The following is a 21,852-nucleotide window of genomic DNA, read 5'->3' on the forward strand; positions in this document are numbered from 1 at the left end:
GGTACGCAATCGGACACTCGGCGGAGGGGCGGAATGGGGAATGGGGGTCAGCCTCCTACCGGCTGGGCTCCCAGCTTGGCCGCCATAGCCGTTGCGTACTGGGAGGCGTCCGAACCCACCACCAGGTGCCACAGGCCCGGCGAGACCTGCACGACCCCGGGCAGACCGGCGCTCTTCAGCGCCGCCTCGTCGACCTTGGCCGAGTCCTTGACCTCCACGCGCAAGCGGGTCTCCGCCACGGCGTCAACCTGACTGACGTTCTCCGGACCGCCCAGGGCAGCCAGCCACTGGCTGGCCTTGGCCTGCTCCGCGTCGGAGACGGCGGCCTTGGGATCGGCCGGAGCCGCCCCCGCGCCGCCTGCGGCAACGCTGGTCGCAGCAGCCGCGGTGTCGTCCTGCGGCTTGGCGGGATCGCCGCCCTCGACCTGGCCGGCAGCAGCCGCCTTGGCCTCGGCACGCTGCTCCGGAGTGCGGTAGTCGAAGAAGATCACCAGGAGCATGGCCACCACGAACGCGGCACCGATCGACAGGGTGTAGAGACCCAGGCGGTCGAAGGCCGGGATGGTCAGCAGGGAGGTGAACACGAACGCGTTGGTGTGCACCTGGCCGCCGCCGATGCCCATGATCAGGCCGCCGACCAGACAGCCCACGAGCAGCAGCGGGTAGATGCGTTTGAACCGCAGGTGGATACCGTACAGGGACGGCTCCGAGATACCGCCCAGCAGGCCGGCCGCGAGCGCACCGGTTGCCGTCTGGCGCATCTGCATCTCCTTGTCCCTCATGGCCAGGAACAGCACACCGGCGGTGGCGCCGAAGCAGGCAAAGTTCCACACGCCCATGGGGCCCTGGATGTAGTCGAAGCCGAGGGTCTGAATGTTCAGCAGCATGATCGCGTTGATCGGCCAGTGCAGGCCCAGCGGCACCATGAAGGGGTAGGCCAGCGGGATGATGATCGCGAAGATGAACGGCGAGAATTCGTTGACGGTCTGCAGGATATTGGCCACGCCCGCGCCGGCGAACACGCCGATGGGGCCGAGCAGGAACGCCGTCAGCGGCAGCATGATCAGCATGGACAAGAAGGGCACGAAGATCAGCTGCACGTTCTCCGGGATGAGGTGCTTGAGCAGCTTGTACAGGGGCCCGAGCACGCCGGCCATCAGCAGCGGCGGGAAGACCTGCGAACCGTAGTTGAAGATCGTCAGCGGGATGCCGAAGATGTCCACCAGCGTCACGTCCGAGCCGGCGATATTCGCCTGGTAGGCCGCCGGGGAGTCCACCATGGCCGAGAAGCCGGGCAGCATGACCAGCGCCATGACGGCGAAGCCCACCCACGGGTCCGCACCCACCTTCTTGGCCGCGTTGTACGCCACCATCAGCGGCAGGAAGATGAACACCGACTGCCACATGAAGTTGATGAACTGCCACGACGGCGGCAGGTCGGTCCGCGGGTCGGCCCAGTTGCCGATCACGCCCAGGGTGCCCATCAGGGCCATGAACGTGATGAACAGGGACGCGCCGAGCAGCGCGCCCAGGATCGGGCGGAACGAGTCCGAGAGGAACTCGAAGAAGTTATCCAGCCAGGCGAACTTGCCTCGCGGACCCTGGGCCCGGGCAGCGGCCTTGACGTCGTCGGCCGACTGGCCGCCTCCGCCGCCGCGGCTGGCCATCTCGGGCAGGTCGTTGATCTGGTTGTACACGCTCTGCACGGCGCCACCGATGATCACCTGATAGCGCTCACCCGCCTGGGGCACCGAGCCCATGACCCCGTCGATGGAGTCCACGGTCTTGGCGTCGACGACGCTCGCGTCGTTGAGCTGGAAACGCAGCCGAGTGGCGCAGTGCGAGAGGCTCGCGATGTTGCCGGCGCCACCGACGGCGTCGACGATCTGTTGTGCTGAATTGCTCATGGGAGGGGTCCTTGTCCGTTCTCGCGGAAGCGACGTGTCAGTCCTCGTCCATGGGGACGAGAGAGCGAACCTCTTCAGGGGTGGAGCAGGTCACGGCCTGGGCGGCCAGGTGCTTGCACTGCTCGAGGGAATACGCCCGGACCTTCGCCTTGACGGACGGGATCGCCGGGATGGAACAGCTGAGCTCGTCGACGCCCAGGCCCACCAGGATCGGGACGGCCTGGGGGTCGGAGGCCACGCCGCCGCACACCCCGAGCCACTTGCCCTGGGCGTGCAGGGCCGCGGCGGCATTGCCGATCAGGGTCAGCACGGCCGGGTTGCACGGGTCGACCTGGGCGGCCAGCTTGGGGTGGCCACGGTCCATGGCCAGCGTGTAGCTGGTGAGGTCGTTGGTGCCGACGCTGAAGAAGTCGCAGCCCTCCTCGGCGGCGAACTGCTGGGCCATGACGGCCACGGAGGGCACCTCCATCATGATCCCGCACGGGACATTGGTGGTGACCCCGGAGGCCGCCCTCTCCTCGTCGAAGATGGCCTTGGCCCGGCGCCAGTCGTCGATCGTGGCGATCATGGGGAACATGACCTGCAGTTCAGCGCCGGTATCGGCGGCCGCGAAGATGGCCCGCAGCTGGGTGCGCAGGACCTGCGGCTGCTCCAGGCCCACGCGGACGCCGCGGATTCCCAGGAACGGGTTCTCCTCCGTGGGGATCGGCAGGTAGCTCAGGGGCTTGTCGCCGCCGACGTCGAGCGTGCGCAGCACCAGCGGCTGGCCCGGCTTGAGCGCGCGGGAGCATTCGGCGTAGACGTCGACCTGCTCCTGCTCGCTCGGGGCGGTGGCACGCTCCATGAACACGAACTCGGAGCGCAGCAGGCCCACGCCCTCGGCACCGTGCTGCATGGCGTCGCGGGCGTCGTCGGCTCCGCCGATATTGGCGACGACGGCGACCTGGTGGCCGTCCGTGGTCACGGCGGGCTCGTCCTTGGCCGCGTCCTCGACGGCCTTGCGCTCGGCGATGCGCCGCTGGCGGGCCTCGATGCCGGAGATCTCCTCGTCGGAGAGGTTCATCTGCAGCTTGCCCGCGGTGCCGTCGAGCACCACGCGAGCGCCCTCGGGGATGTCCAGGGCGCGGTTCTCGATGCCGGCGACGGCGGGGATGTCCATGGACCGGGCGATGATCGCCACGTGGGAGGAGGCGCCGCCCTGCGTGGTGGCGAAGCCGACCACCTTGGAACGGTCCAGCTGGGCGGTGTCCGACGGGGAGAGGTCCTCCGCGATCAGGATGGTGCCCGCGGCCAGTTCGGCCTTCTCCTGGCGCTGACCGGTCAGCTCGCCCAGGACCCGCTGGCCGACGTCCCTCATGTCGGCCGCACGGCCGGCCAGGACCTCGTTGTCCAGGCCCTCAAGCGTGGTGGCGAAGCCCGTGTAGGAGGCGCGCCAGGCGAAGGCGGCGCTCTTGCCCTGCTCGATACCCTTGTAGGCACGGTCGAGCAGTTCGGGATCGCGCAGGATCTCCTGGTGGGCGCCGAAGATCGCGGCCTTCTCCTCCGAGCCTTCGGCCTCCAGGCGCTGCTGCAGTTCGTTCAGCTCGCCGATCGAGCGCTCGACCGAGGCGTCCAGGTTGGCTCGTTCCTGCGCGGGGTCCTCGGCGGTCTCCTGGACCTCGATCTCCTCGTGGCGCAGCTGGACGACCTGTCCGATGCCCAGCCCGGGCGAGGCGGTCACGCCCAGGAGGACGTTGGGGTCCTCCGACTTCGGCTGGTTGAAGGACTCCTCCGGCTCTTGCAGGGACGCGTCCTCAGCGACCGCGGCAGTGGCCAGGGTGTCCTCGGTGCCCGACGGCATGGTCGAGACGTCTTCACCCAGGCCGTCGTTGATCGCCCGGGTCAGCGCCTCCACGGCTTCCTGCGCATCGGGGCCGGTGGCGGTGATGGTCATCTTGTCGCCGAAAGCCAGGGCGAGGGCCAGGATGGAGACGATGCTCTTGGCGCTGCCGGATTCGTCGTCCTTCTCCAGCTGGATGTCGGAGTCGAACCCCTTGGCCACGTTGACCAGGTTCGCCGCCGGGCGGGCGTGCATGCCCGTCGGGTTCGGGATCAGAACCTCGCCGATCGCGGTCGTCCCGCCGCCGGCGGGAGCGCCGGGAGCGGCGGCCGCGCCGTCGTCGTCGGAAGCCGCCGCGAGGGTGACCTGTGCCGCGACGTCCTGGCCCGCGTTGACCAGGCCGGACTTGGGGGTCAGCGAGTCGATCAGATCCGAGTTGGCGATCACGATCTGGGTCAGCAGGCTCTTGGCCCGGGTGGCCAGGAAGTCCAGCTCGAAGTCGATGAGGGGCTCCCCCGCCGTGACCTGCTGGCCCTCGGCGACCAGCGGGGTGAAGCCCTGGCCCTGCAGCTGCACGGTGTCCAGGCCGATGTGCATGAGGATTTCCAGCCCGTCCGCGGAACGGATCGTGACGGCGTGGCCGGACTGCTGGAGATCCACCACCTCGCCCGCCACCGGAGCGACCAGCTGCCCCGCCAGCGGATCGATCGAGAACCCCTCGCCCATCATCTTCTGGGCGAACACGGGGTCCGGTACCTGCTCGATCGGCACCAGAATGCCGGTCAGGGGAGCGATGAAATCGATCCTGGTGGCCGTGGTCGGCTCACTCATAGCGTCCCTCTTCTCTTCGTTGATCAGGGGCATGCGCCAGGGCGCACAGGTTAGGTAGATCTTAGTTCCGTACGGGGCACCTGCGACCCGTAAATGCAGGCGCGATTGAACAGTAGACCTTCCGGGCTCCCCGAGGGGGTCGGTTGCCCCAGATTTCTCGGGGCAGCGACCTCATGGGCCATTGGAGGTCCTTGCCCATGCAAATGTGCCCCGTATCTCTACGGGGCACATTCACTATGGCCAGACGGTGTTGAACACAGCCGGCGTTCGACTCATCTGCAGTTCAGGAGGTGGTTCAGGAGGTGGCATGCTCCGGAGCCGGTGCCTCGGTAGCCCACCAGCAGTCCGAATCCGTTCCCTCGGGGTCATCGTTGTAGGCAGGCATGACCACGGAGGCGGCCGGCTGACCGGGCTCGACCGAGATGACCTCGCCCCACTCGTTGACCGTCACTTTGGAGCTCAGGGCGGCGGCCAGGTTGATGCGCTGCCAGCCCTGGGAGGTGGAATCGAGCGGGTATCCCGAGTCGATCTGGGTCGCGGCCAGCACCACGCGGCGCTGCTCGCCGGTGAGCTCCGGGAACGCCGTCGCGATGAGCGCCTCAGCGCCCTCGGGGACGACCGGTGCCTGGTAAGCGGGGCCCACCTGACCGAATCCGTAGGTCATACGGGCCTCGTATGCCGCGAGAGCGGAGGTCCGGTCGGTCACCGGATCGGTCGAGACCACGTCGGTGAACTCGTTGGTGTAGCCGCGGTCGGAGTTGGCACCGACGTTGTCGATGCACGTGGCCAGGGTGTCACCGTGACCATCGGCCGCGCACTGCTCGGTGAGGTAGGCGGTGAGCTCCTCCCGTGCGGGCATGATGGTGTCCGCGAGGTAGGCGGGGTCGCTGTAGGCGGTCGCGGCGTTGAGGTGACCCGAGATCCGTCCGCCCACGACGTCGAGCGGGTAGTGCACCCCGAGGACGTTACGGGCAAGACCCGCCTCCGAGGCACGAGTCATGATCTCCGGGCCGAGCTCCGGGAGCAGCGACGCGAGCACGATCCCCTCGCCGTAGGCGTAGGCGGTGTGGCCGGACGGGAAGGCCTGGGAGAACGAGTCGATCACCAGGTCATAGGTGCCGTCGTGCGTCAGGCCGGTCTCGGGGTCGGTCCAGGGATCGATGCGGGTGATGTCCAGGTTCGTGGCCAGGCCGTTGAGTCGTTCGGGCTGGCCGAACGAGCGATCCTCGAGGAACGGCCGCGGGTAGTTGAACTCGTGCTTGGCCTCTCCGGTCGAGGCCATGGAGAGGTCGAGATCCTCGTAGAGGTCGGTGGTCGCCTGGAGCGACCCATCGGCGAGACCCTCGACGAAGTACTCGCCGAGGACCGGGCCGAGGGCATCGGGGAAGGTCTGCTTCCAGTCGAGATCAGCGTCGACGAGGGCCCGCTTGGACTGGACGGGGTCCGCAGCACCCTTGGCGTTGATGGCCTGGAGGCGCTCGTCGTTTTCCCAGAGGATGCTGCGGCCCGCGTCCGTGACCTCACCACGCCAGGCCGATGCCGCCTGGGTCTCGGGGCTGGTCTGGTCGTAGTGGTCCGCGCTCCAGTAGGTGGCGTACTCCCCCAGCAGCTGCGTGTGCGGGTCAGTCGCCGGGTCGGCGGGCGCCATGCTGGCCGTCGCGGACGTCACGGTGCCCAGTGCGATTGCCAGGCTGGAGGCCAGGGCTGTGTAGATCAAACGCGACGTTCGTCCAGGCGAGGTGATTGCCATGGGGTGTCCTTTGCGATCCATCCGCGGCCAGGAACGGGAATGTGATGGCGCAAAGGCCGGTGTGGCGCGGATACGAATCTCAAGGTAAGGAGCCCATATGACGGCGGGCGCAATGCCTGCGGAACCGGGGATGAACGGCCCGTGGCCCCATGGGAGAAAACATGCGCTCGCTAGGGGCGTCATGAGCGTAGGGGTGGTCAGGGTCGCAGCTCCGGTTCGGCGTCGAGCGCCTGGCGGGAGGTCCAGAAGAGCAGCATCCCGAGGCCGAAGGTGATCAGTTCCGTCACGGTCATCGACCAGATCACGCCCGTCATCCCCAGGAGGGCGTTGCCGAGCAGCAGCACCGGGATGAACAGCACGCCTTGGGCGACGGCCATGATCGTGGCGTTGCGCATCTGCTGGGTGGCCTGGAAGACCGCGATCACCAGTCCGGTGATGCCGTTGAAGATCGTGGCCACCAGCATGGCGGTGAGGATCTGCGTGCCGTCGGCGATCACGGCGGGATCCGCGCTGAAGAGCGCGAACACCTGGTCGCGGAAGACGAACACGAGTCCCGAGAACACCAGGGTGATGCCCAGGATCGCCACGACCGCGCCCTTGATCGCGCTGGCCAGCCGGGCGTGGTTGCCGGCGCCGAAGGCATAGGCGAACAGCGGGATGGCACCCATGAACACTCCCATGCAGATCATCTCGGGCAGCTGGGAGATGCGCAGGGCAACGCCCATCGAGGCGAGCAGGGCCTCGCCGTAGCTGATCGCGATCCAGTTCATCAGCAGGGTGGTGACGATCAGGAAGGAGGACTGCAGGAGCTCGGAGACCCCGACGCCGAAGACCGTTTTGAGCATCTCCGGATCTGCCCGGAACCAGCGCGGGGCGAGTGAGACCACCGAGCTGCGGTTGGTGAGCCACCAGGCGTAGTAGGCCACGGCCACCACGTTGGACAGGCCCAGTGCCAGCCCGGCACCCAGGACACCCCAGGGCAGCACGATGATGAACAGCACGTCGAACACCAGATTGGCCACGGTCGAGAGGATCAGCCCGTTCATGGAGGCGACGGCGGCCCCTTCGGCGCGCACGATCTGTTCCAGGGCGAAGACGGCCACATATATAGGCGCGAACGCGAACATCGCACCGATGTACTGCGCCGTGGGTGCCAGCGACGCACCCGAGGCTCCGACCAGCGCGGAGATCGGGGTCGCGAAGGACAGTCCGATCACTCCGACGACGGCGCCGCCTGCGAGCGCTCCCCACAGGGTGAAGGAGGAGATCTGCTTGATGCGCCGCCCGGTGGCCTCGGCATCCCCAGCAGCTCCTTCCTGCGAGCCGAGCAGACGGGAGATATAGGTACCGCCGCCCACGCCGAAGACGCCGCCGATGGCCATGATCAGGGAGAAGACGGGCAGGGAGAAGGTGAGCGCTGCTAGCAGCGAGGTGGAGTGCAGCGAGCCGATGAAACCCGCGTTGATGATGTTGTAGATGGAGCCGACCGAGAAGGCGGCGATCATCGGGATGCAGAGATGGACCAGGGCCCGCCAGATGGGCGCCGAAGCCAGGATGAACCGGTTCTTGGTCTCCTCCTGGACGGGGTCAGGGCCAGGGGCGGGGACTTGCGAGATATCTCCCGGGGCAGGGGTCAGGGTGTTTTCGGACATGGGTGATCCTCCGTTGCATGAACGGCCTATAAAAGCGGTGAGAAAAAGGCGGGGAAAAGGCGGCGTGCAGGCAGGCGGACGGGGCCGGGGCGATCAGGTATCGCGACGACGGCGCCGGTACTGCAGCGCAGAGCCGGTGTCGATGGATGCGACCACGCGGTCGAGCAATGCGACCAGCTGTTCCTGCTCCTCGTCCGACAGCGAAGCCAGCACTTGTGCCTGAGCCTGGCGAACGGCGTCGTCGAAGCCCTCGGTGAGGCGTACTCCCTCGTCGGTGACGGCGAGCAGCTTCACGCGTGAGTCCTCCGGAGAGGGCGTACGCGTGATCAGGCCACGGTCCTCGAGCCCCTGGATGAGGCTCGCGACAGAGGCCGGGGTGGTACCCGACATCTCGGAGATCTCGCGGGCGATCACTCCGCGGTCCTGATGCTCCTCGATGTAACCGATCGTGAACGCCTGCTGGCGTGTGAGCCCGCTCTGGCGCACCCACTCGTCGGCAACGGCTCGTTCTGCGAAGCCGATGGTACGGATGGCGGCGGAGAAGCGCTCGACTCGATCAGTCATAGTTAGAAACCTAATGGTTAGAGTTCTAACTGTCAACAGCGGAGCAGGCCTCTCGCCTCAAGAGCTGGAGGCCAGTACCCCCGGGGCCGCTGTGATGCGCACCACCTCCGACCGGTAGTCCACAGGTAGAGTCCAGATGGCCCGACCATCCCAGGAGGAGTCAATGAAGACACACTCAAATGCATCACGCCGTTCCTTCCTCAAGCACGTCGGAGGTATTGGCGCCGTCGTCACCCTCGTCGGCGCACTCTCCGCCTGATCCACCGAGGGGACATCTGATGAAACCAGCCCGACACCGTCTGGCACAGGTGCCGACGGGATGAAGATCATCAGCTACAGCATCTTCGAGGGTGTGGCCAACACTCGTACCGAACTCACCGACTACATCATCGAACAGGCTCCTGATGTCCTCTGCCTTCAGGAGGCGAACGGGTGGGAGGAAAACGATCAGCAGATAGCCAAGGAGTTCGGTGAAGAGATCGGGCTCCCGAACCTGGTCTTCGGCGTGAGCAATACGCCCTATCACTTAGCGATCTATTCTCGAGAGCCCTTCATCGATACAGAAGTTCATACCGACGGAATCCTCCACTGCGCCATTCATGCCTCCGTGCATCACGGTGAGGACGTGCTGCATCTCTGGAACGTCCACCTCGACCCCCGCACAGAGGATGACCGGCTCAAGGAGTCCGACCTGCTGCTCTCCCTCATGGACCCGGATCAGGACCAGCAGGTCCTTGCGATGGGCGACTTCAACAGTCTGAGCCCGCGAGATGACTATCCGGATGATCTTCTCGAAGATCTCTTGGCCCAGGGCGTCACGAAGTTCGGGGAAGACGAGCTTCGATTCGACGTCATGGAGAACTTCTCCAGCGGTGGGATGACGGACGTGGCACAGGAACAAGGAACAGCCGACTGGTCGGTGCCGACTCCGGTGAACGACGACGAAGACCACGCGGCACGTCTGCGCCTGGACTACGTCCTTGCAAACGACAAGGCCCTGCCCATCGTGCAATCAGCCGTTGTCGAGAAGAATGACACGACGGACCAGATATCCGACCATTATCCGGTGGTTATATCCCTGAGCTGATCATCCAAAGATCGAACGAGTTCGATCTGCCGAGAGCAGGACAACCAACCTGACGACTGTCCAATATATAAAAGGAATCCCAGGCCTTAAGCCTGGGATTCCCTTTATATTGTGCAAAGCATCAAATTGTGGAGGCAAGGGGACTCGAACTGCCTCAACCTGTCACAACCACCATCACAGGTCACCCGCCGAGCCTGTAATCACGCGGGCGGGCGCTCGCTGGACCAGCCCAGAAACTCAGGCCCACTGGCAGCGCCAGTGGGCCTGTCTGCTCGAGCTGATCCTGTGGCTCAGCGGGTATCGATGATCTTGTAGATGATCCGGCGGGTAACGCCGGCGTCCCTCGCGACCTGAGCGATGGGGGTGCCATCTTCCACGGCTTCCCGGATCGCATCGTCTCGCTCGGCGCGGATCTTCTCGGCTTCGTCGGCTAGGCATACCAGGCGGTCACGCAGCTGCGTAAGAGTAGAATCGGTCATGCCGGTTCCTTCCGGTGTATTCCCCGCACTGGCGGGGATACGAGAGACCCGCCCCCGCTTGGTCGCATGGGGCGGGCCTCTTTCTGCGTTGTCACAGTGCGCGCTCTTCGACGATGGTCCAGAACTCGGCCTCGTCGCAGACCTGCCAGTAGATCTGCGTGTCGGGGTCGTAGCCGATGATGTTGTCCGCGATGGCGTCGATGTCGTACTCGGCGCGGGCGTCCTTGACTGCTTCGCTGGCTTCGATGGGGGTGATGATGGTGCGCTCGATGGCTTCGCCGCGGGTGGTGTAGGTGTCGTAATCCATGGTTCCTGTTTCCTTCCGGTGATGTGGGCCTTGGTCCTGCCCTCCTGATATGAAAAGTGTATACCAGGTAAACACCGGGTGCAAGCCCACACCACCACCCTGCTTCACAAACAACCCGAAGCATCCGGATCAGGCCACGCGCAGCACTTCCCACTCCCCCGCGCTCGCGGTGTTGAGACGATCGCGTAGAACGGCTTCGGTGACGTGGAGGTCTTCGGCCAGCGCCCAGAGACTGATCTGCTCGCCAGCGTGCTCCTGCAGCGCGGCCATGGGAACGAGCACTCTCGCAGTCTCCTCGCGGATCTGAGCCTCGGCCGCATCATCCTGGTGGCCATCGTGCCGCCGCAGAATATGTAGCAGCTCATGAGTCAGAGCGCAGCGCTTCTCGATCTCAGTCAGACGATCATCCAGCCAGATCCGGCCACGCCCATCCGTGCAGCCGGCCATCCCCTCGAGGCGGGTCACGTGCACACTCAGCTGGGGAGTCTCATGGATGATTTCCCATGGGTCGAACATGCACAGATACTAAGCAGTAACCACGACACCGGAAGCAACCAGACCAATGACACGTCACAAACCCAGGTAACGCGCTCGCCACCACGACTCATAGGCTGCGCATCAAGCGCCGCGATCCTCAGTACCCCTCCATGTGGCACAGCTGCATTTCACCGCTGGTGAGCACGCCCTGATCCTGCATCGAGCAGACCGTGTCCAAATCGGTGGGGCCATCAGCGTTAGATCCATCCGGCATGATCAGACCAGCCTCATCCCTCGAGTTGTAGAAATCATCCCCGTAGTTCTGAGTCGGATAGTCATGCTCCTCGTAGGTAGGTCCGCCGTACTGGGAAAGATCCCACGGGTCAACACCATTAGCCCAGTCCCCCAGATCGTTCGCGTCGCAGTAGGCACGCTTCTCCGCCGCAATCCCATCGTCATAAGGCAGCGAGGAATCCCAGACATCGGCCATGCAGGTCCCACCTGTAGCCAAGTAGTCATCAAGGGTCGGAGCCTGAGCTGCAGCAGGAACCTCCGCCGCCGGCGCGGGCTCCTGCTCAACAGGCTCCGCCGGCGCGGACGTGGAGCTCACCGGCTCAGGCGTCGACGTGGCGGTCTCCGTGGCCGTAGGCGCTGCCGAAGCCGTAGCCGTCGATGTCTCCGTCGCGCTCGCGGACGGTGAGGGGCTGGTGTCACTCTCGGGCTCGCTGTTACCACAAGCGCTCAGAGCTAGTGCTGCCGAGATAGCCAGGGCTGAAAGGGTGAGGGGTTTGCGCATGGGGGTGCTCCTAATCTAGTGGGTAGATCGTAAAGCATAGACCGGCACCATTCACCGCCCCCGCTACGCACCTCGGTCACGCACCGTCATCATCCTCCGGAGGAGCCTGTGACTCCTCCCCAGCGTCGTCGATCGCAGACCGCTGGCGCCCCGACCGCTCCCGGGTGGCATGTCGGTGCCTGGCAGTACACCGAGCGGGGCCGCCTGACCGGGCATACCGCGAATCTCGATCTGAACATCGTACTGCCCACCGCCCGGGGGAGGACCTTCTGGGCGACCCCCACGAACGTAGGAGATTGGTTCGACATGGCAACTAAGCAGGATTTGCACGATGTGGTGGGGGCGGAGCTCCGGCACCACACCACCCCCGGCAACAAGGAGTCCAAGATTTTCCTCGACGGCATTGGCTGGGTGGTGCGCGGCTCCGTGAACCACATGCTCAGCCCCAGCACGAAGGAGGGCAAGACCGTCCTGGGGCGCATCGCTCAGGCCGTGCTCTCCGCGGTGATCCCCGCCAAGGGAGTCGCCAAGGGAAACATGACCTTGGGGGATTCTGAGGGCTGGGGCCGCAACTACAGGGCTGTCAGCGAGGCCCAGGCCAAGCGCATCGAGGCCAAGCTGGATGCCCTCGCCGTGGCCATCGCCACCGAGTCCACCGGCAAGCACACTGTGAAGGGGGACGCCTGATGGCATCCACGACTGACATCAAGACCGGCAACAAAATCGGGTCCACCACCAAGGGCGCGACTGTCGGCGGCTCTCTCGCCGCGGCGGCCGGTACCATCGTCGGCTACGTGCTGGTCAAGACCGGCCTGGAAACCGACCCGGAGGTCGCCGTGATCCTGGCCGGGGCGGTCATCACGATCCTCTCCGGTGTGGGTGCGCTCGTCGGCGGGAAGCTTTCCCCGACCTCCGAGGGGGACGCGGTCTACGCCCAGCAGGCCCTGGAGGAGGTTCACCTGCTGGCTGAGCGGGCCGCGGCCGCGCAGGCCACCGGGCCCATGGAGTACACCGCCTCACCCGGTGAGGAGCCCATCACGGACCCCATCACGGACGAGGCCCCAGCCGAGGAGACCGCGCCCGGGGAGTCCGTGGAGGACGCCTGGAAGCGCCTGGGCTACAGCCCAGGTAACGAAGACTGACCACTGCGCTCGCCGGACGCGAGAAGGCCCCCGCACCGAGGAATCAACCTCGGTGCGGGGGCCTTTTTGTCGTGCCTGGGGTTTTTCATCGCCCGAGGCGCTTCCTGACAGTTGCCCGGGCCATCCGCGCCTGGTCTGCGATGTCTCGCTCTGGTGCCCCGAGGGCGGCGGCGGCACGGACCCAGGCGGTGAGCTCAAGCTGTGCTTGCCGGGCGCGGCTTGCTGTGGCGGTGAGGGTGTCTTCTTCGAGGACGGTTTGCAGGATCGCGGTGAGCGCTGCGTCATCCTCGGCCTGGTCCGCTGCTGCGTCCTCGGGGTCGCGGTCTGTGTGGAAGGGCAGTGCGTAGTAGGCGTCGGCTGCTGCGGTGAAGGCTTCGGCCTGCTCGGTGGTGAGCTGAGCGGAGCCGAGCCAGTCGGTGTAGTCCATGGTGGGTGGTCCTTTCGGTGCCAGCGGGTCAGCGGGTCAGGAGTCCGATGAGCCAGGCCGCGTCGGTCTTGGTCATCTGGTGGGGTGCGGGGAGGGTGATGGATCCTTCGAGGTCGGTGGCTTCCTCCGGGGTGCGCCCGTCGAGCAGGTCGATGATGAATGCGACCTGGGAGTCAGTGGCCAGCTGGCCGCCGGCCTTCTCGGCCCGGATGCGGGCGCCTTCGCGCATGGCCTGCGGGGCGGGGAATCCTGCTTTGATCCCGGTGGCCCAGTCCTCGGCCTGCTGGCGGTCCCCGGAACCAAACTTGATTCCGGTGTCGGTGGTGACCTGGTAGCCGCCGATTTCCTCGCGGCCGGTGTAGGGGCTGATGTAGGTGGTGGTGGTGATCGTGGTTTCCATGGTGGGTGGTCCTTTCAAGCGATCCTTGCTGTTGGTCTAAGTGTAGACCACAGGTAGACGATTGGTCCAGACCTAGACCAAAAAAGTTCCCCGAGCCCGGAAACCAGAAGGCCCCCACCGTGATAGTGGGGGCCTTCTTGTCGTCTACAAGCAGGGGCGGGAGATCAGAACAGGGGTTGAGTGCAGGTGGCGATGGATGCTGCGCCGGTGGCGCTTTGCTCGTCGACGGTCTCGCCGTCGATGATGATGCTGCAGGAGACTTCCGCTGATTCGTCCATGGACATGTCTTGGACGGTGACGCTGTAGGTGCTGTCACCTTCTGTGACGTCTTGGGTCCATTCCCCTGTGATGTCTACGGTGCTGAGGGAGCCGAGCTCGCCCCAGCCGACTGAGGCCGTAGTGCCGGTCGTGTTTGCCCCCAGGGTGATGGCCCCCTCAGCGGATTCTGACTCTTCAGTGGCCGGTGTGCTCCTGGAGTCCTGGTTCTCTTCCTGCGTGGGACTAGTGCTGGCGCTTGTGTCGTTGCCGCTGTCTCCGCTGCCGACGACGGCGACGAGGATGCCGCACCCGCCGAGGATTAGGACGGCGACGACCACCAGGGCGAGACATCCGATCTTCCAGGGGGTGCGTCGTTTGGGCGCGGGGGTGGTGTTGTAGCTCATGGTGGTGCGGCCCTTCCAAGGGGGTCAGGTTATGTACTCAGCGGACGCTCAGCTCCCCGTAAGTATACGAATGCGCATGATCTCGCCCGCATGAGGGTGCTACGTGAAGGCTCTGTGACGTTCAGTCGAGCGCGGCTGCGGCTTGGGCGTCGGCGTCGTCTGCGAGGTGGCCGTAGAGGTCGCTGGTGGTCTTGATGGATTCGTGGCCGAGGCGGCGTTGGATGACGGTCAGGGGTACGCCGGCGGCGATGAGTCGGGAGGCGTGGGTGTGGCGTAGGTCGTGGACCCATGGGCGTCGGCGGAGCTTGTGCTCGAGCGTTTTCATGGTGGGCCGCCAGATGTCTTCGTGGAATCCGCTGGCGAGGATGGTGGATCCGGCGGTGTTGGTGAACAGGGCGTCGCTGGGTGCTTTGCCGCTGGTCTGGATGTGGTCATGGATGGTGGCGGTCAGCGCTTTGGGCATAGTGACGTTGCGTCGGCCGCGCTTGGTCTTGGGTGGCCCTTTGACACGCCCTGTGGGCGAGTCCCTCCATGCCTTGGTGACGGAGACGACGCCGCGGAGCTCGTCGCCTTCGCCGGTGAAGGTGATGTCGCGGACTTCCAGGGCGGCTGCTTCACCCCATCTGAGGCCGGTGTCGAGCAGGAGTGAGATGAACGGCTGGTAGTGCCGGGGCAGCGTGGACATGATGAGGTCGGTTTCGATTTCGGTGAGGAAGACCGGCTCTCGACGTTCTGCACGGGGCGGTTTGAGCCCGCGGGCGACGTTCTCGGTGATGAGCTTCTCGGACATGGCAGTGCTCAGCGCTGCGGAGAGGATGGAGTGGATGTTCTTCTTGCTCTTCGAGGACAGGCTCAGCCCGTTGAGCCATGCGGCGGCATCCCGGCGGGTGAGGGTGTCGACGGGGATGGATCCGAGGACGGAGGTGATGTGTCGGGCGGCGTCCCGGCGGTACTTGGCTCGGGTCTGGTCGCTGATCTGGGTGAGCTGAGTGATGTGGTCATCGATAACGACGCTCAGCGGTGGTGCGGTGGATCGCAGCTTGGATGCCGCCTGTGCGGCCAGCGCGAAGCTCTGTCCGTTGGCGTTGAGGAAGTCCGCCAGTTCCTTCGCGTCCTGCTCAGTGGCCAGGGTGCGGGTGGTCTGCTTGCCGGTGTCCGGATCGACCCACTGCACGGTGAAAGCCACGCTGCCGTCCTTGCGGAGCCTCTTACGGATGAACGCCATGAAGAGAACTTAGTCCCCGTGCCAGTGAAAACGACGCTCCTGCCAGTAGCAAAAGCGTCGTCCCTAGTCACATGGTGGAGGCAAGGGGACTCGAACCCCTAACCCTCTGCTTGCAAAGCAGATGCGCTACCAATTGCGCCATGCCCCCGTGGGGTGAGCGGCCCTTATGGGGCTACTCGACCGGGTCGGTTGCTTCCCGCCATGCCTGGCGGTCGGCTTCCTGCGCCTGGAATCGCTGGTTGGCGACTCCGACGGCGATCGCGCCAGTGACGATGACCGCGGCAGTGAGAAGGAGCTTCTTCACGGTGCGGACCTCCGTCCTGGACGTCGATTTCGTGGGCGTACCAGGAATTGAACCTGGGACCTCTTCGTTATCAGCGAAGCGCTCTAACCGTCTGAGCTATACGCCCGGGGGTCCTCGCTTGTGGCTTGGACCGAGAAAAGACCTTACACGATGGGCTACCGCCCCGACAAACTGGCCGGCTCCCGGATCGGTTCGACCCGAGGGACCGCTGGTCAGTCGTCGGTGAGGGTCACTCCGATGCCGCCGACCAGGCCGGCGGCGAGGTTGTAGAGCACGGTGGCCAGCACGGAGATCAGGGTCAGCAGGATCACGTTGACCACGGACAGCACCGTGGCCATGATCGCCACCTGCCCCAGAGAGATCACCTCGCGGATATCCGGTGCGCCCTCGGGGCCGGCCAGCATGCCGGTCAGCTCGTTGATGCCGTTGAACAGCCCGGTGATGTCCATGAGGATCCACACCAGGATGGCCACCACCAGGGTGATAATGCCCAGCGCCACGGACAGCAGGAACGAGAGCTTGAGAACGGACCAGGTATCGATTTTGGAGACCACCAGGCGCGCACGGCGCACCTTGGCCCGCGGCGCGGGACGCACCAGACCCCTGGTCGAGGGCCGGCCTGAGGGGCCCTTGGGCTTTTCCTGAGCCTTGCCGGAACCAGAGGCCGGGGCCTTCGCGGGAGCAGCGGGCTTGGCAGCACCAGTCGGCTTGGCCTGGCTCTTGGACGCGGAGGTCTGCGAGCTCTTGGCCGCCTGGGCGCCCTTGGGGCCCTGGGACGCGGCAGCAGAGGAACCCTTACCGCTCTTGGCAGGCGAAGAGGGCTCCGAGGACTTCTGGCCCTTGGCACCAGAGGTCGATTTAGACGTGCTTCGACCGCTCGTGCTCGAACGTGCCTCCGGGCTCATGCGTCACCTCCGTTGATTCCTTCATCCAACGTTACGTCATCCGGATCAGCTGATGATGTCACAGCCGTGGGATCGGCTGCATTTTCATCTGATATCGAGGGATCAGCGGCCGCGTCATCCTTGGCGGCGTCTTCCTCCTCGACCTCTTCCTCGATATGCCGGTCCGCGTTCCAGGCCACACCCACGATGGAGTCGCCCGGGGCGGGCTTGGCGAAGATGACGCCCATGGTGTCCCGGCCCTTGGCGGGAACCTCGGACACCGCCGAGCGCACCACCTTGCCGGAGGACATGACCACCATGACCTCGTCATTCTCGCCCACGATCAGCGCACCGGCCAGCTTGCCGCGGTCGTCGTCGAGCTTGGCCACCTTGATGCCAAGCCCGCCGCGGCCCTGCACGCGGTACTGCTCCACGGTGGTCCGCTTGGCGTAGCCGCCCTCGGTCACCACGAACACGAAGCTCTCGGTGCCGTCGCGCACCACCTGCGCCGCCAGCAGCTCGTCGTCGCCGCGGAACTTCATGCCGGTCACCCCGGAGGTCGCACGCCCCATGGGCCGCAGGGCCTCGTCGGTGGCGCTGAACCGCAGGGACTGGCCGTTCCGGCTGACCAGCAGCAGGTCGTCGGCCACGGAGACCAGCTTGGCCGAGACCAGCTCGTCCCCGTCGCGCAGGTTGATGGCGATCACGCCGGCCGCGCGGTTGGTGTCGTAGTCCTCGAGCCTGGTCTTCTTGATCAGCCCGCGGCGCGTGGCCAGCACCAGGTAGGGAGCGTCCTGGTAGGACTCCAGCTCCATGACCTGGGCGATGTGCTCATCGGGCTGGAAGGCCATGATGTTGGCGACGTGCTGACCCTTGGCATCGCGGCCGGCTTCCTGCAGCTCATAGGCCTTAGTCCGGTAGACCCGGCCGAAGTTGGTGAAGAACAGGATCCACCGGTGCGTGGTGGTGGTGAAGAAGTGCTCCACCACGTCGTCCCCGCGCAGCGTGGCCCCGCGCACGCCCTTGCCGCCGCGGCGCTGGGCGCGGTACTCGTCCGAGCGGGTGCGCTTGACGTAGCCGCCGCGGGTGATGGTGACGACGACGTCCTCCTCCGGGATGAGGTCCTCGACGGACATATCGCCGTCGTAGCCCATCAGGATCTCGGTGCGCCGGTCGTCGCCGTAGCGCTGCACGACCTCGTTGAGCTCGTCGGAGACGATCTCGCGCTGACGGTCCTCCGAGGCCAGGATCGCCTGGTAGTCGTTGATCATCTGCTCCAGCTCGGCGAACCGGTCCTGGATCTTCTGCCTCTCCAGGGCCGCCAGGCGGCGCAGCTGCATGTTGAGGATGGCCTGGGCCTGCTCCTCGTCGATCGCCAGCAGCTCCATCAGGCCGTTGCGCGCCTCATCCGGGGTGGGCGAACGGCGGATCAGGGCGATGACCTCGTCCAGGGCGTCCAGGGCCTTGAGCAGGCCGCGCAGGATATGAGCCTCCTGCTCGGCCTGGCGCAGCCGGTACTGGGTCCGGCGCACGATGACATCGATCTGGTGCTTGACCCAGTGCCGAATGAAGGCGTCCAGGGACAGGGTGCGCGGCACCCCGTCCACCAGGGCCAGCATGTTGGCGGAGAAGTTCTCCTGCAGCGAGGTGTGCTTGTAGAGGTTGTTGAGCACCACCTTGGGGATGGCGTCGCGCTTGAGCACGATCACGAGGCGCTGGCCGGTCCGGCCCGAGGTCTCGTCGCGCATGTCGGCGATGCCCGGGATCCTGCCGTCCTTGACCAGGTCCGCGATCTTCACGGCCAGGTTGTCCGGGTTGACCATGTACGGCAGCTCGGTGACCACCAGGCAGGTACGGCCCTGGATCTCCTCCACGTTGACCACGGCGCGCATCTTGATCGAGCCGCGGCCGGTCCGGTAGGCGTCCTCGATGCCGCGATGGCCCAGGATCTGGGCGCCGGTCGGGAAGTCCGGGCCCTTGATGCGCTTGAGCAGCGCCTCCAGCAGCTCCTCGCGGGAGGCCTGGGGATTCTGCAGCGCCCACTGCACACCGTCGGCCAGCTCCCGCAGGTTGTGCGGCGGGATGTTCGTGGCCATCCCGACGGCGATGCCCGAGGAGCCGTTGGCCAGCAGGTTGGGGAACCGGGCCGGCAGGACCACCGGCTCCTGGTTCTTGCCGTCGTAGTTGTCCTGGAAGTCGACGGTCTCCTCGTGGATGTCCCGGACCATCTCCATGGCCAGCGGGGCCATCTTGGTCTCGGTGTACCGGGGGGCCGCGGCGCCGTCGTTGCCGGGGGAGCCGAAGTTGCCCTGGCCGAGGGCCAGCGGGTAGCGCATGACCCACTGCTGGATCAGGCGCACCAGGGCGTCGTAGATCGCGCTGTCGCCGTGGGGGTGGTAGTGACCCATGACATCGCCCACCACGCGCGCGCACTTGTTGAAGGCGCGATCGGGCCGGAACCCGCCGTCGTACATCGTGTAGATCACGCGCCGGTGCACGGGCTTCAGGCCGTCGCGCACATCCGGCAGCGCGCGACCCACGATGACCGCCATGGCGTAGTCCAAGTAGGACCGCTGCATCTCGGTCTGCAGGTCGACCTGCTCCACCCGCTCCGCGATGGTGGTGCCATCGACCGTGGTGGCCTCCACCTCCGTGCCGGGGGTGGCTTCCTCGGGCGTTCCCTGAGTCTCGTCACTCATCGGTGCCGTTTCCGTCCTTGTCTGCTTAGGGTCCTCAGCTTCCGGATTCCGATCGCCTCAGCCGGCCATGCTCACCTGAACATATGTCGCCAGAGGCATACAGGATCAGATGTCCAGGAAACGTATGTCCTTGGCGTTCTGCTGGATGAATTCCTTGCGGGACTCCACGTCCTCGCCCATCAGCACGGAGAAGACCTGCTCGGCCGCCGCGGCGTCCTCCATGGTCACCTGCAGCAGCGTGCGGGTACCCGGGTCCATGGTGGTCTCCCACAGCTCGGTGTAGGACATCTCGCCCAGACCCTTGTAACGCTGGATGCCGTTCTCCTTGGGCATGCGCTGGTTGTTGGCCTGTCCGCGCCGCAGCGCCTCGTCCCGTTCGGCATCCGAGAAGACGTAGTCGTGCGGGGCGTTGGACCACTTCAGGCGGTAGAGCGGGGGCTGCGCCAGGTAGACGTAGCCGTGCTCGATGAGCGGGCGCATGAAGCGGAACAGCAACGTCAGCAGCAGCGTGGTGATGTGCTGGCCGTCCACGTCGGCATCGGCCATGAGCACGATCTTGTGATAGCGCGCCTTCTCGATGTCGAAGTCGTCGCCGATGCCCGATCCGAAGGCCGTGATCATGGACTGGACCTCGTTGTTGGACAGCGCCCGGTCCAGCCTGGCCCGCTCCACGTTGAGGATCTTGCCGCGCAGCGGCAGGATCGCCTGATGCGCCGGATCGCGGCCCTGGACGGCCGAGCCGCCCGCGGAGTCGCCCTCCACCAGGTAGATCTCGGACTTGGAGGGGTCCTTGGACGAGCAGTCCTTGAGCTTGCCGGGCATCCCGCCGGACTCCAGCAGACCCTTGCGGCGCGTGGTCTCCCGGGCCTTCCGGGCCGCCATCCGCGCCTGCGAGGCGTTGATGGCCTTCCGGATGATGTCCTTGCCCGCCTGGGGGTTGCGCTCGAGCCAGTCGCCGAACTCCTCGGTCACCACCCGCTGCACGAACGGCTTGGCCTCCGAGTTGCCCAGCTTCGTCTTGGTCTGGCCCTCGAACTGGGGCTCGCCCAGCTTGACGGAGATGACGGCGGTCAGGCCCTCGCGGACGTCGTCGCCGGTCAGGTTGTCGTCCTTGTCCCGCAGCAGCTTGAACTCGCGGGCCTTGCGGTTGACCAGCGTGGTCAGCGCCGTGCGGAAGCCCTCTTCGTGAGTGCCGCCCTCGTGGGTGTTGATCGTGTTCGCGTACGTGTGCACGGACTCGCTGTAAGCGGTCGTCCACTGCATCGCGATCTCCAGCGAGAGCTTGCGCTCGGAGTTCTCGACCTCGAAGGCGATGACGTCGTCGTGCACCCGCTCGGCCTTCTTGGCGTCGTTGATGAAGTTGACGTAGTCCAGCAGGCCGCGATCGTACTGGTAGACCACCTTGCGGTGCCCGTCCTCGGTGACCCCGACCTTGTTCAGCGCCACGGCCTCCTCGGCCTTGGCCCCCTCGGCGGAGGTGCCGGCCGAATCCTGCGCCTCGGCGTCATCGGCTGTGATCTCCACGCGCTTCTCACCGGCCACCTCGTCGCCGGACTCGTCGAGTGCGCGCTCGTCCGTCAGGGTGATCCGCAGGCCCTTGTTCAGGAAGGCCATCTGCTGGAACCGTGCCCGCAGGGTCTCGAAGTCGAACTCCACGGTCTCGAAGATCTCGGGGTCCGGCCAGAAGGTCTGGGTGGTGCCGGTGGCCTCCGTGGCCTCGCCCTGGACCAGCTCGCCCTGGGGGACGCCGCCGGCGGCGAAGCTCATCCGCCACGCATGCCCTTGACGGCGTACCTCGGTGTCCACGCGCGCGGACAGCGCGTTGACCACGGAGATGCCCACGCCGTGCAGGCCGCCGGAGACGGCGTAGCCGCTGCCGCCGAACTTGCCGCCGGCGTGCAGGATGGTCATGACCACCTCGACCGTGGGCTTGCCCTCCTTGGGGTGCATGTCCACGGGGATGCCGCGGCCGTTGTCCACCACGCTCACGCCGCCGTCGGCCCGGAGCACGACCTCGATGTGGTCGCAGTAGCCGGCCAGCGCCTCGTCCACGGAGTTGTCGATGACTTCGTACACCAGGTGGTGGAGGCCGCGCGGGCCGGTGGACCCGATGTACATGCCGGGGCGTTTGCGAACCGCTTCCAGGCCCTCCAGGACGGTGATGTCGCTGGCGCCGTAACCGGTGTCCGGGCTCTGCTCTTCTGCCACGAGCTCTAGGTTCCTCCTGTTTGCGGCCATGGGCGGAGCAGCCTGCACGACGGTAATCACACGATCATCGTCGATGGCTCTAGCCTCGCCCAAGGCGGCACAAAGAGCGCACGAGGGCCCGGTCACGGGGGTGGCTGAGGCTCCGCGTGCGATATGCGCTGGATTGTCTGTCTGCCGTCCATCCTACCGGACCAGCGCGCGCGTGACCGTCAATCGGGACCGAAAGTGGGTC

21 protein-coding genes and 2 tRNA genes are annotated in these 21,852 nt (G+C 65.9%); 4 read left to right on the top strand and 19 right to left on the bottom strand.

What is annotated here, in order from left to right; translation table 11 throughout:
* Window positions 1-47 precede the first annotated feature (47 nt).
* From FCK90_RS04300 to FCK90_RS04320, 5 genes are all read right to left on the bottom strand, one after another.
* Window positions 48-1,907: a PTS transporter subunit EIIB gene (locus tag FCK90_RS04300; RefSeq protein WP_158033077.1), complete on the bottom strand. Its 1,860-nt coding sequence runs from the start codon at window positions 1,905-1,907 to the stop codon at window positions 48-50.
* Window positions 1,908-1,944: 37 nt separating this feature from the next.
* The gene (gene ptsP / locus FCK90_RS04305) at window positions 1,945-4,557 is read right to left on the bottom strand and encodes a phosphoenolpyruvate--protein phosphotransferase (protein ID WP_158033078.1); all 2,613 of its coding nucleotides are present in this window, start codon (window positions 4,555-4,557) and stop codon (window positions 1,945-1,947) included.
* A gap of 295 nt (window positions 4,558-4,852) precedes the next feature.
* On the bottom strand, window positions 4,853-6,307 hold the full coding sequence (locus FCK90_RS04310) for a phosphatase PAP2 family protein (RefSeq protein WP_158033079.1): 1,455 nt from the start codon (window positions 6,305-6,307) through the stop codon (window positions 4,853-4,855).
* 197 nt (window positions 6,308-6,504) lie between these two features.
* On the bottom strand, window positions 6,505-7,959 hold the full coding sequence (locus FCK90_RS04315) for an MATE family efflux transporter (protein ID WP_158033080.1): 1,455 nt from the start codon (window positions 7,957-7,959) through the stop codon (window positions 6,505-6,507).
* Window positions 7,960-8,052: 93 nt separating this feature from the next.
* Window positions 8,053-8,523, bottom strand: coding sequence for a MarR family winged helix-turn-helix transcriptional regulator (locus FCK90_RS04320; RefSeq protein ID WP_158033081.1), 471 nt, complete (start codon window positions 8,521-8,523; stop codon window positions 8,053-8,055).
* Window positions 8,524-8,686: 163 nt separating this feature from the next.
* Here FCK90_RS04320 and FCK90_RS15995 point away from each other — a divergent pair, with 163 nt between their 5' ends.
* On the top strand, window positions 8,687-8,782 hold the full coding sequence (locus tag FCK90_RS15995; RefSeq protein WP_181954188.1) for a twin-arginine translocation signal domain-containing protein: 96 nt from the start codon (window positions 8,687-8,689) through the stop codon (window positions 8,780-8,782).
* A gap of 60 nt (window positions 8,783-8,842) precedes the next feature.
* The gene (locus tag FCK90_RS04330) at window positions 8,843-9,610 is read left to right on the top strand and encodes an endonuclease/exonuclease/phosphatase family protein (RefSeq protein WP_158033083.1); all 768 of its coding nucleotides are present in this window, start codon (window positions 8,843-8,845) and stop codon (window positions 9,608-9,610) included.
* 290 nt (window positions 9,611-9,900) lie between these two features.
* On the opposite strand, the gene FCK90_RS04335 is transcribed toward FCK90_RS04330, so the two are convergent.
* The 4 genes from FCK90_RS04335 to FCK90_RS04350 form a co-directional block, all read right to left on the bottom strand.
* On the bottom strand, window positions 9,901-10,089 hold the full coding sequence (locus tag FCK90_RS04335) for a helix-turn-helix domain-containing protein (RefSeq protein WP_158033084.1): 189 nt from the start codon (window positions 10,087-10,089) through the stop codon (window positions 9,901-9,903).
* A gap of 91 nt (window positions 10,090-10,180) precedes the next feature.
* Window positions 10,181-10,396 (bottom strand): hypothetical protein, encoded by a 216-nt coding sequence (locus FCK90_RS04340; RefSeq protein ID WP_158033085.1) that lies wholly within the window; start codon window positions 10,394-10,396, stop codon window positions 10,181-10,183.
* Window positions 10,397-10,525: 129 nt separating this feature from the next.
* Window positions 10,526-10,861, bottom strand: a complete 336-nt coding sequence (locus tag FCK90_RS04345; RefSeq protein WP_181954189.1) for an ImmA/IrrE family metallo-endopeptidase — start codon at window positions 10,859-10,861, stop codon at window positions 10,526-10,528.
* Between the two features lie 169 nt (window positions 10,862-11,030).
* Window positions 11,031-11,363 (bottom strand): hypothetical protein, encoded by a 333-nt coding sequence (locus tag FCK90_RS04350; protein ID WP_158033087.1) that lies wholly within the window; start codon window positions 11,361-11,363, stop codon window positions 11,031-11,033.
* A gap of 612 nt (window positions 11,364-11,975) precedes the next feature.
* Here FCK90_RS04350 and FCK90_RS04355 point away from each other — a divergent pair.
* The gene (locus FCK90_RS04355; protein WP_158033088.1) at window positions 11,976-12,356 is read left to right on the top strand and encodes a hypothetical protein; all 381 of its coding nucleotides are present in this window, start codon (window positions 11,976-11,978) and stop codon (window positions 12,354-12,356) included.
* Entirely contained in the window at window positions 12,356-12,811 is a 456-nt protein-coding gene (locus FCK90_RS04360; RefSeq protein ID WP_158033089.1) for a hypothetical protein, read from the top strand. The genes FCK90_RS04355 and FCK90_RS04360 overlap by 1 nt, the downstream gene beginning before the upstream one ends.
* 85 nt (window positions 12,812-12,896) lie before the next feature.
* Here FCK90_RS04360 and FCK90_RS04365 read toward each other — a convergent pair whose 3' ends face one another.
* From FCK90_RS04365 to gyrB, 10 genes are all read right to left on the bottom strand, one after another.
* Window positions 12,897-13,238 carry a hypothetical protein gene (locus FCK90_RS04365; RefSeq protein WP_158033090.1) on the bottom strand — a complete coding sequence of 114 codons (342 nt, stop codon included), beginning with the start codon at window positions 13,236-13,238 and terminating at the stop codon, window positions 12,897-12,899.
* 28 nt (window positions 13,239-13,266) lie between these two features.
* Window positions 13,267-13,638 (bottom strand): hypothetical protein, encoded by a 372-nt coding sequence (locus FCK90_RS04370; protein ID WP_158033091.1) that lies wholly within the window; start codon window positions 13,636-13,638, stop codon window positions 13,267-13,269.
* A gap of 164 nt (window positions 13,639-13,802) precedes the next feature.
* Entirely contained in the window at window positions 13,803-14,300 is a 498-nt protein-coding gene (locus tag FCK90_RS04375) for a hypothetical protein (protein WP_158033092.1), read from the bottom strand.
* A 121-nt stretch (window positions 14,301-14,421) separates the two neighbouring features.
* Entirely contained in the window at window positions 14,422-15,525 is a 1,104-nt protein-coding gene (locus FCK90_RS04380; RefSeq protein WP_158033093.1) for a tyrosine-type recombinase/integrase, read from the bottom strand.
* Between the two features lie 72 nt (window positions 15,526-15,597).
* Window positions 15,598-15,673 (bottom strand) — tRNA-Ala (locus tag FCK90_RS04385).
* Between the two features lie 24 nt (window positions 15,674-15,697).
* On the bottom strand, window positions 15,698-15,829 hold the full coding sequence (locus FCK90_RS15515) for a DLW-39 family protein (RefSeq protein WP_220433273.1): 132 nt from the start codon (window positions 15,827-15,829) through the stop codon (window positions 15,698-15,700).
* Window positions 15,830-15,861: 32 nt separating this feature from the next.
* Window positions 15,862-15,935, bottom strand: a tRNA-Ile gene (locus tag FCK90_RS04390).
* 106 nt (window positions 15,936-16,041) lie between these two features.
* Entirely contained in the window at window positions 16,042-16,734 is a 693-nt protein-coding gene (locus tag FCK90_RS04395; protein ID WP_158033094.1) for a DUF3566 domain-containing protein, read from the bottom strand.
* Window positions 16,731-19,412, bottom strand: coding sequence for a DNA gyrase subunit A (gyrA, locus tag FCK90_RS04400; protein ID WP_158033095.1), 2,682 nt, complete (start codon window positions 19,410-19,412; stop codon window positions 16,731-16,733). Before gyrA ends, FCK90_RS04395 begins: the two co-directional genes overlap by 4 nt.
* A 105-nt stretch (window positions 19,413-19,517) precedes the next feature.
* Window positions 19,518-21,650, bottom strand: a complete 2,133-nt coding sequence (gyrB, locus tag FCK90_RS04405) for a DNA topoisomerase (ATP-hydrolyzing) subunit B (RefSeq protein ID WP_158033096.1) — start codon at window positions 21,648-21,650, stop codon at window positions 19,518-19,520.
* Window positions 21,651-21,852 lie beyond the last annotated feature (202 nt).

The organism is Kocuria coralli, from assembly GCF_008831305.1.
Classification (GTDB): Bacteria; Actinomycetota; Actinomycetes; order Actinomycetales; family Micrococcaceae; genus Kocuria; species Kocuria coralli.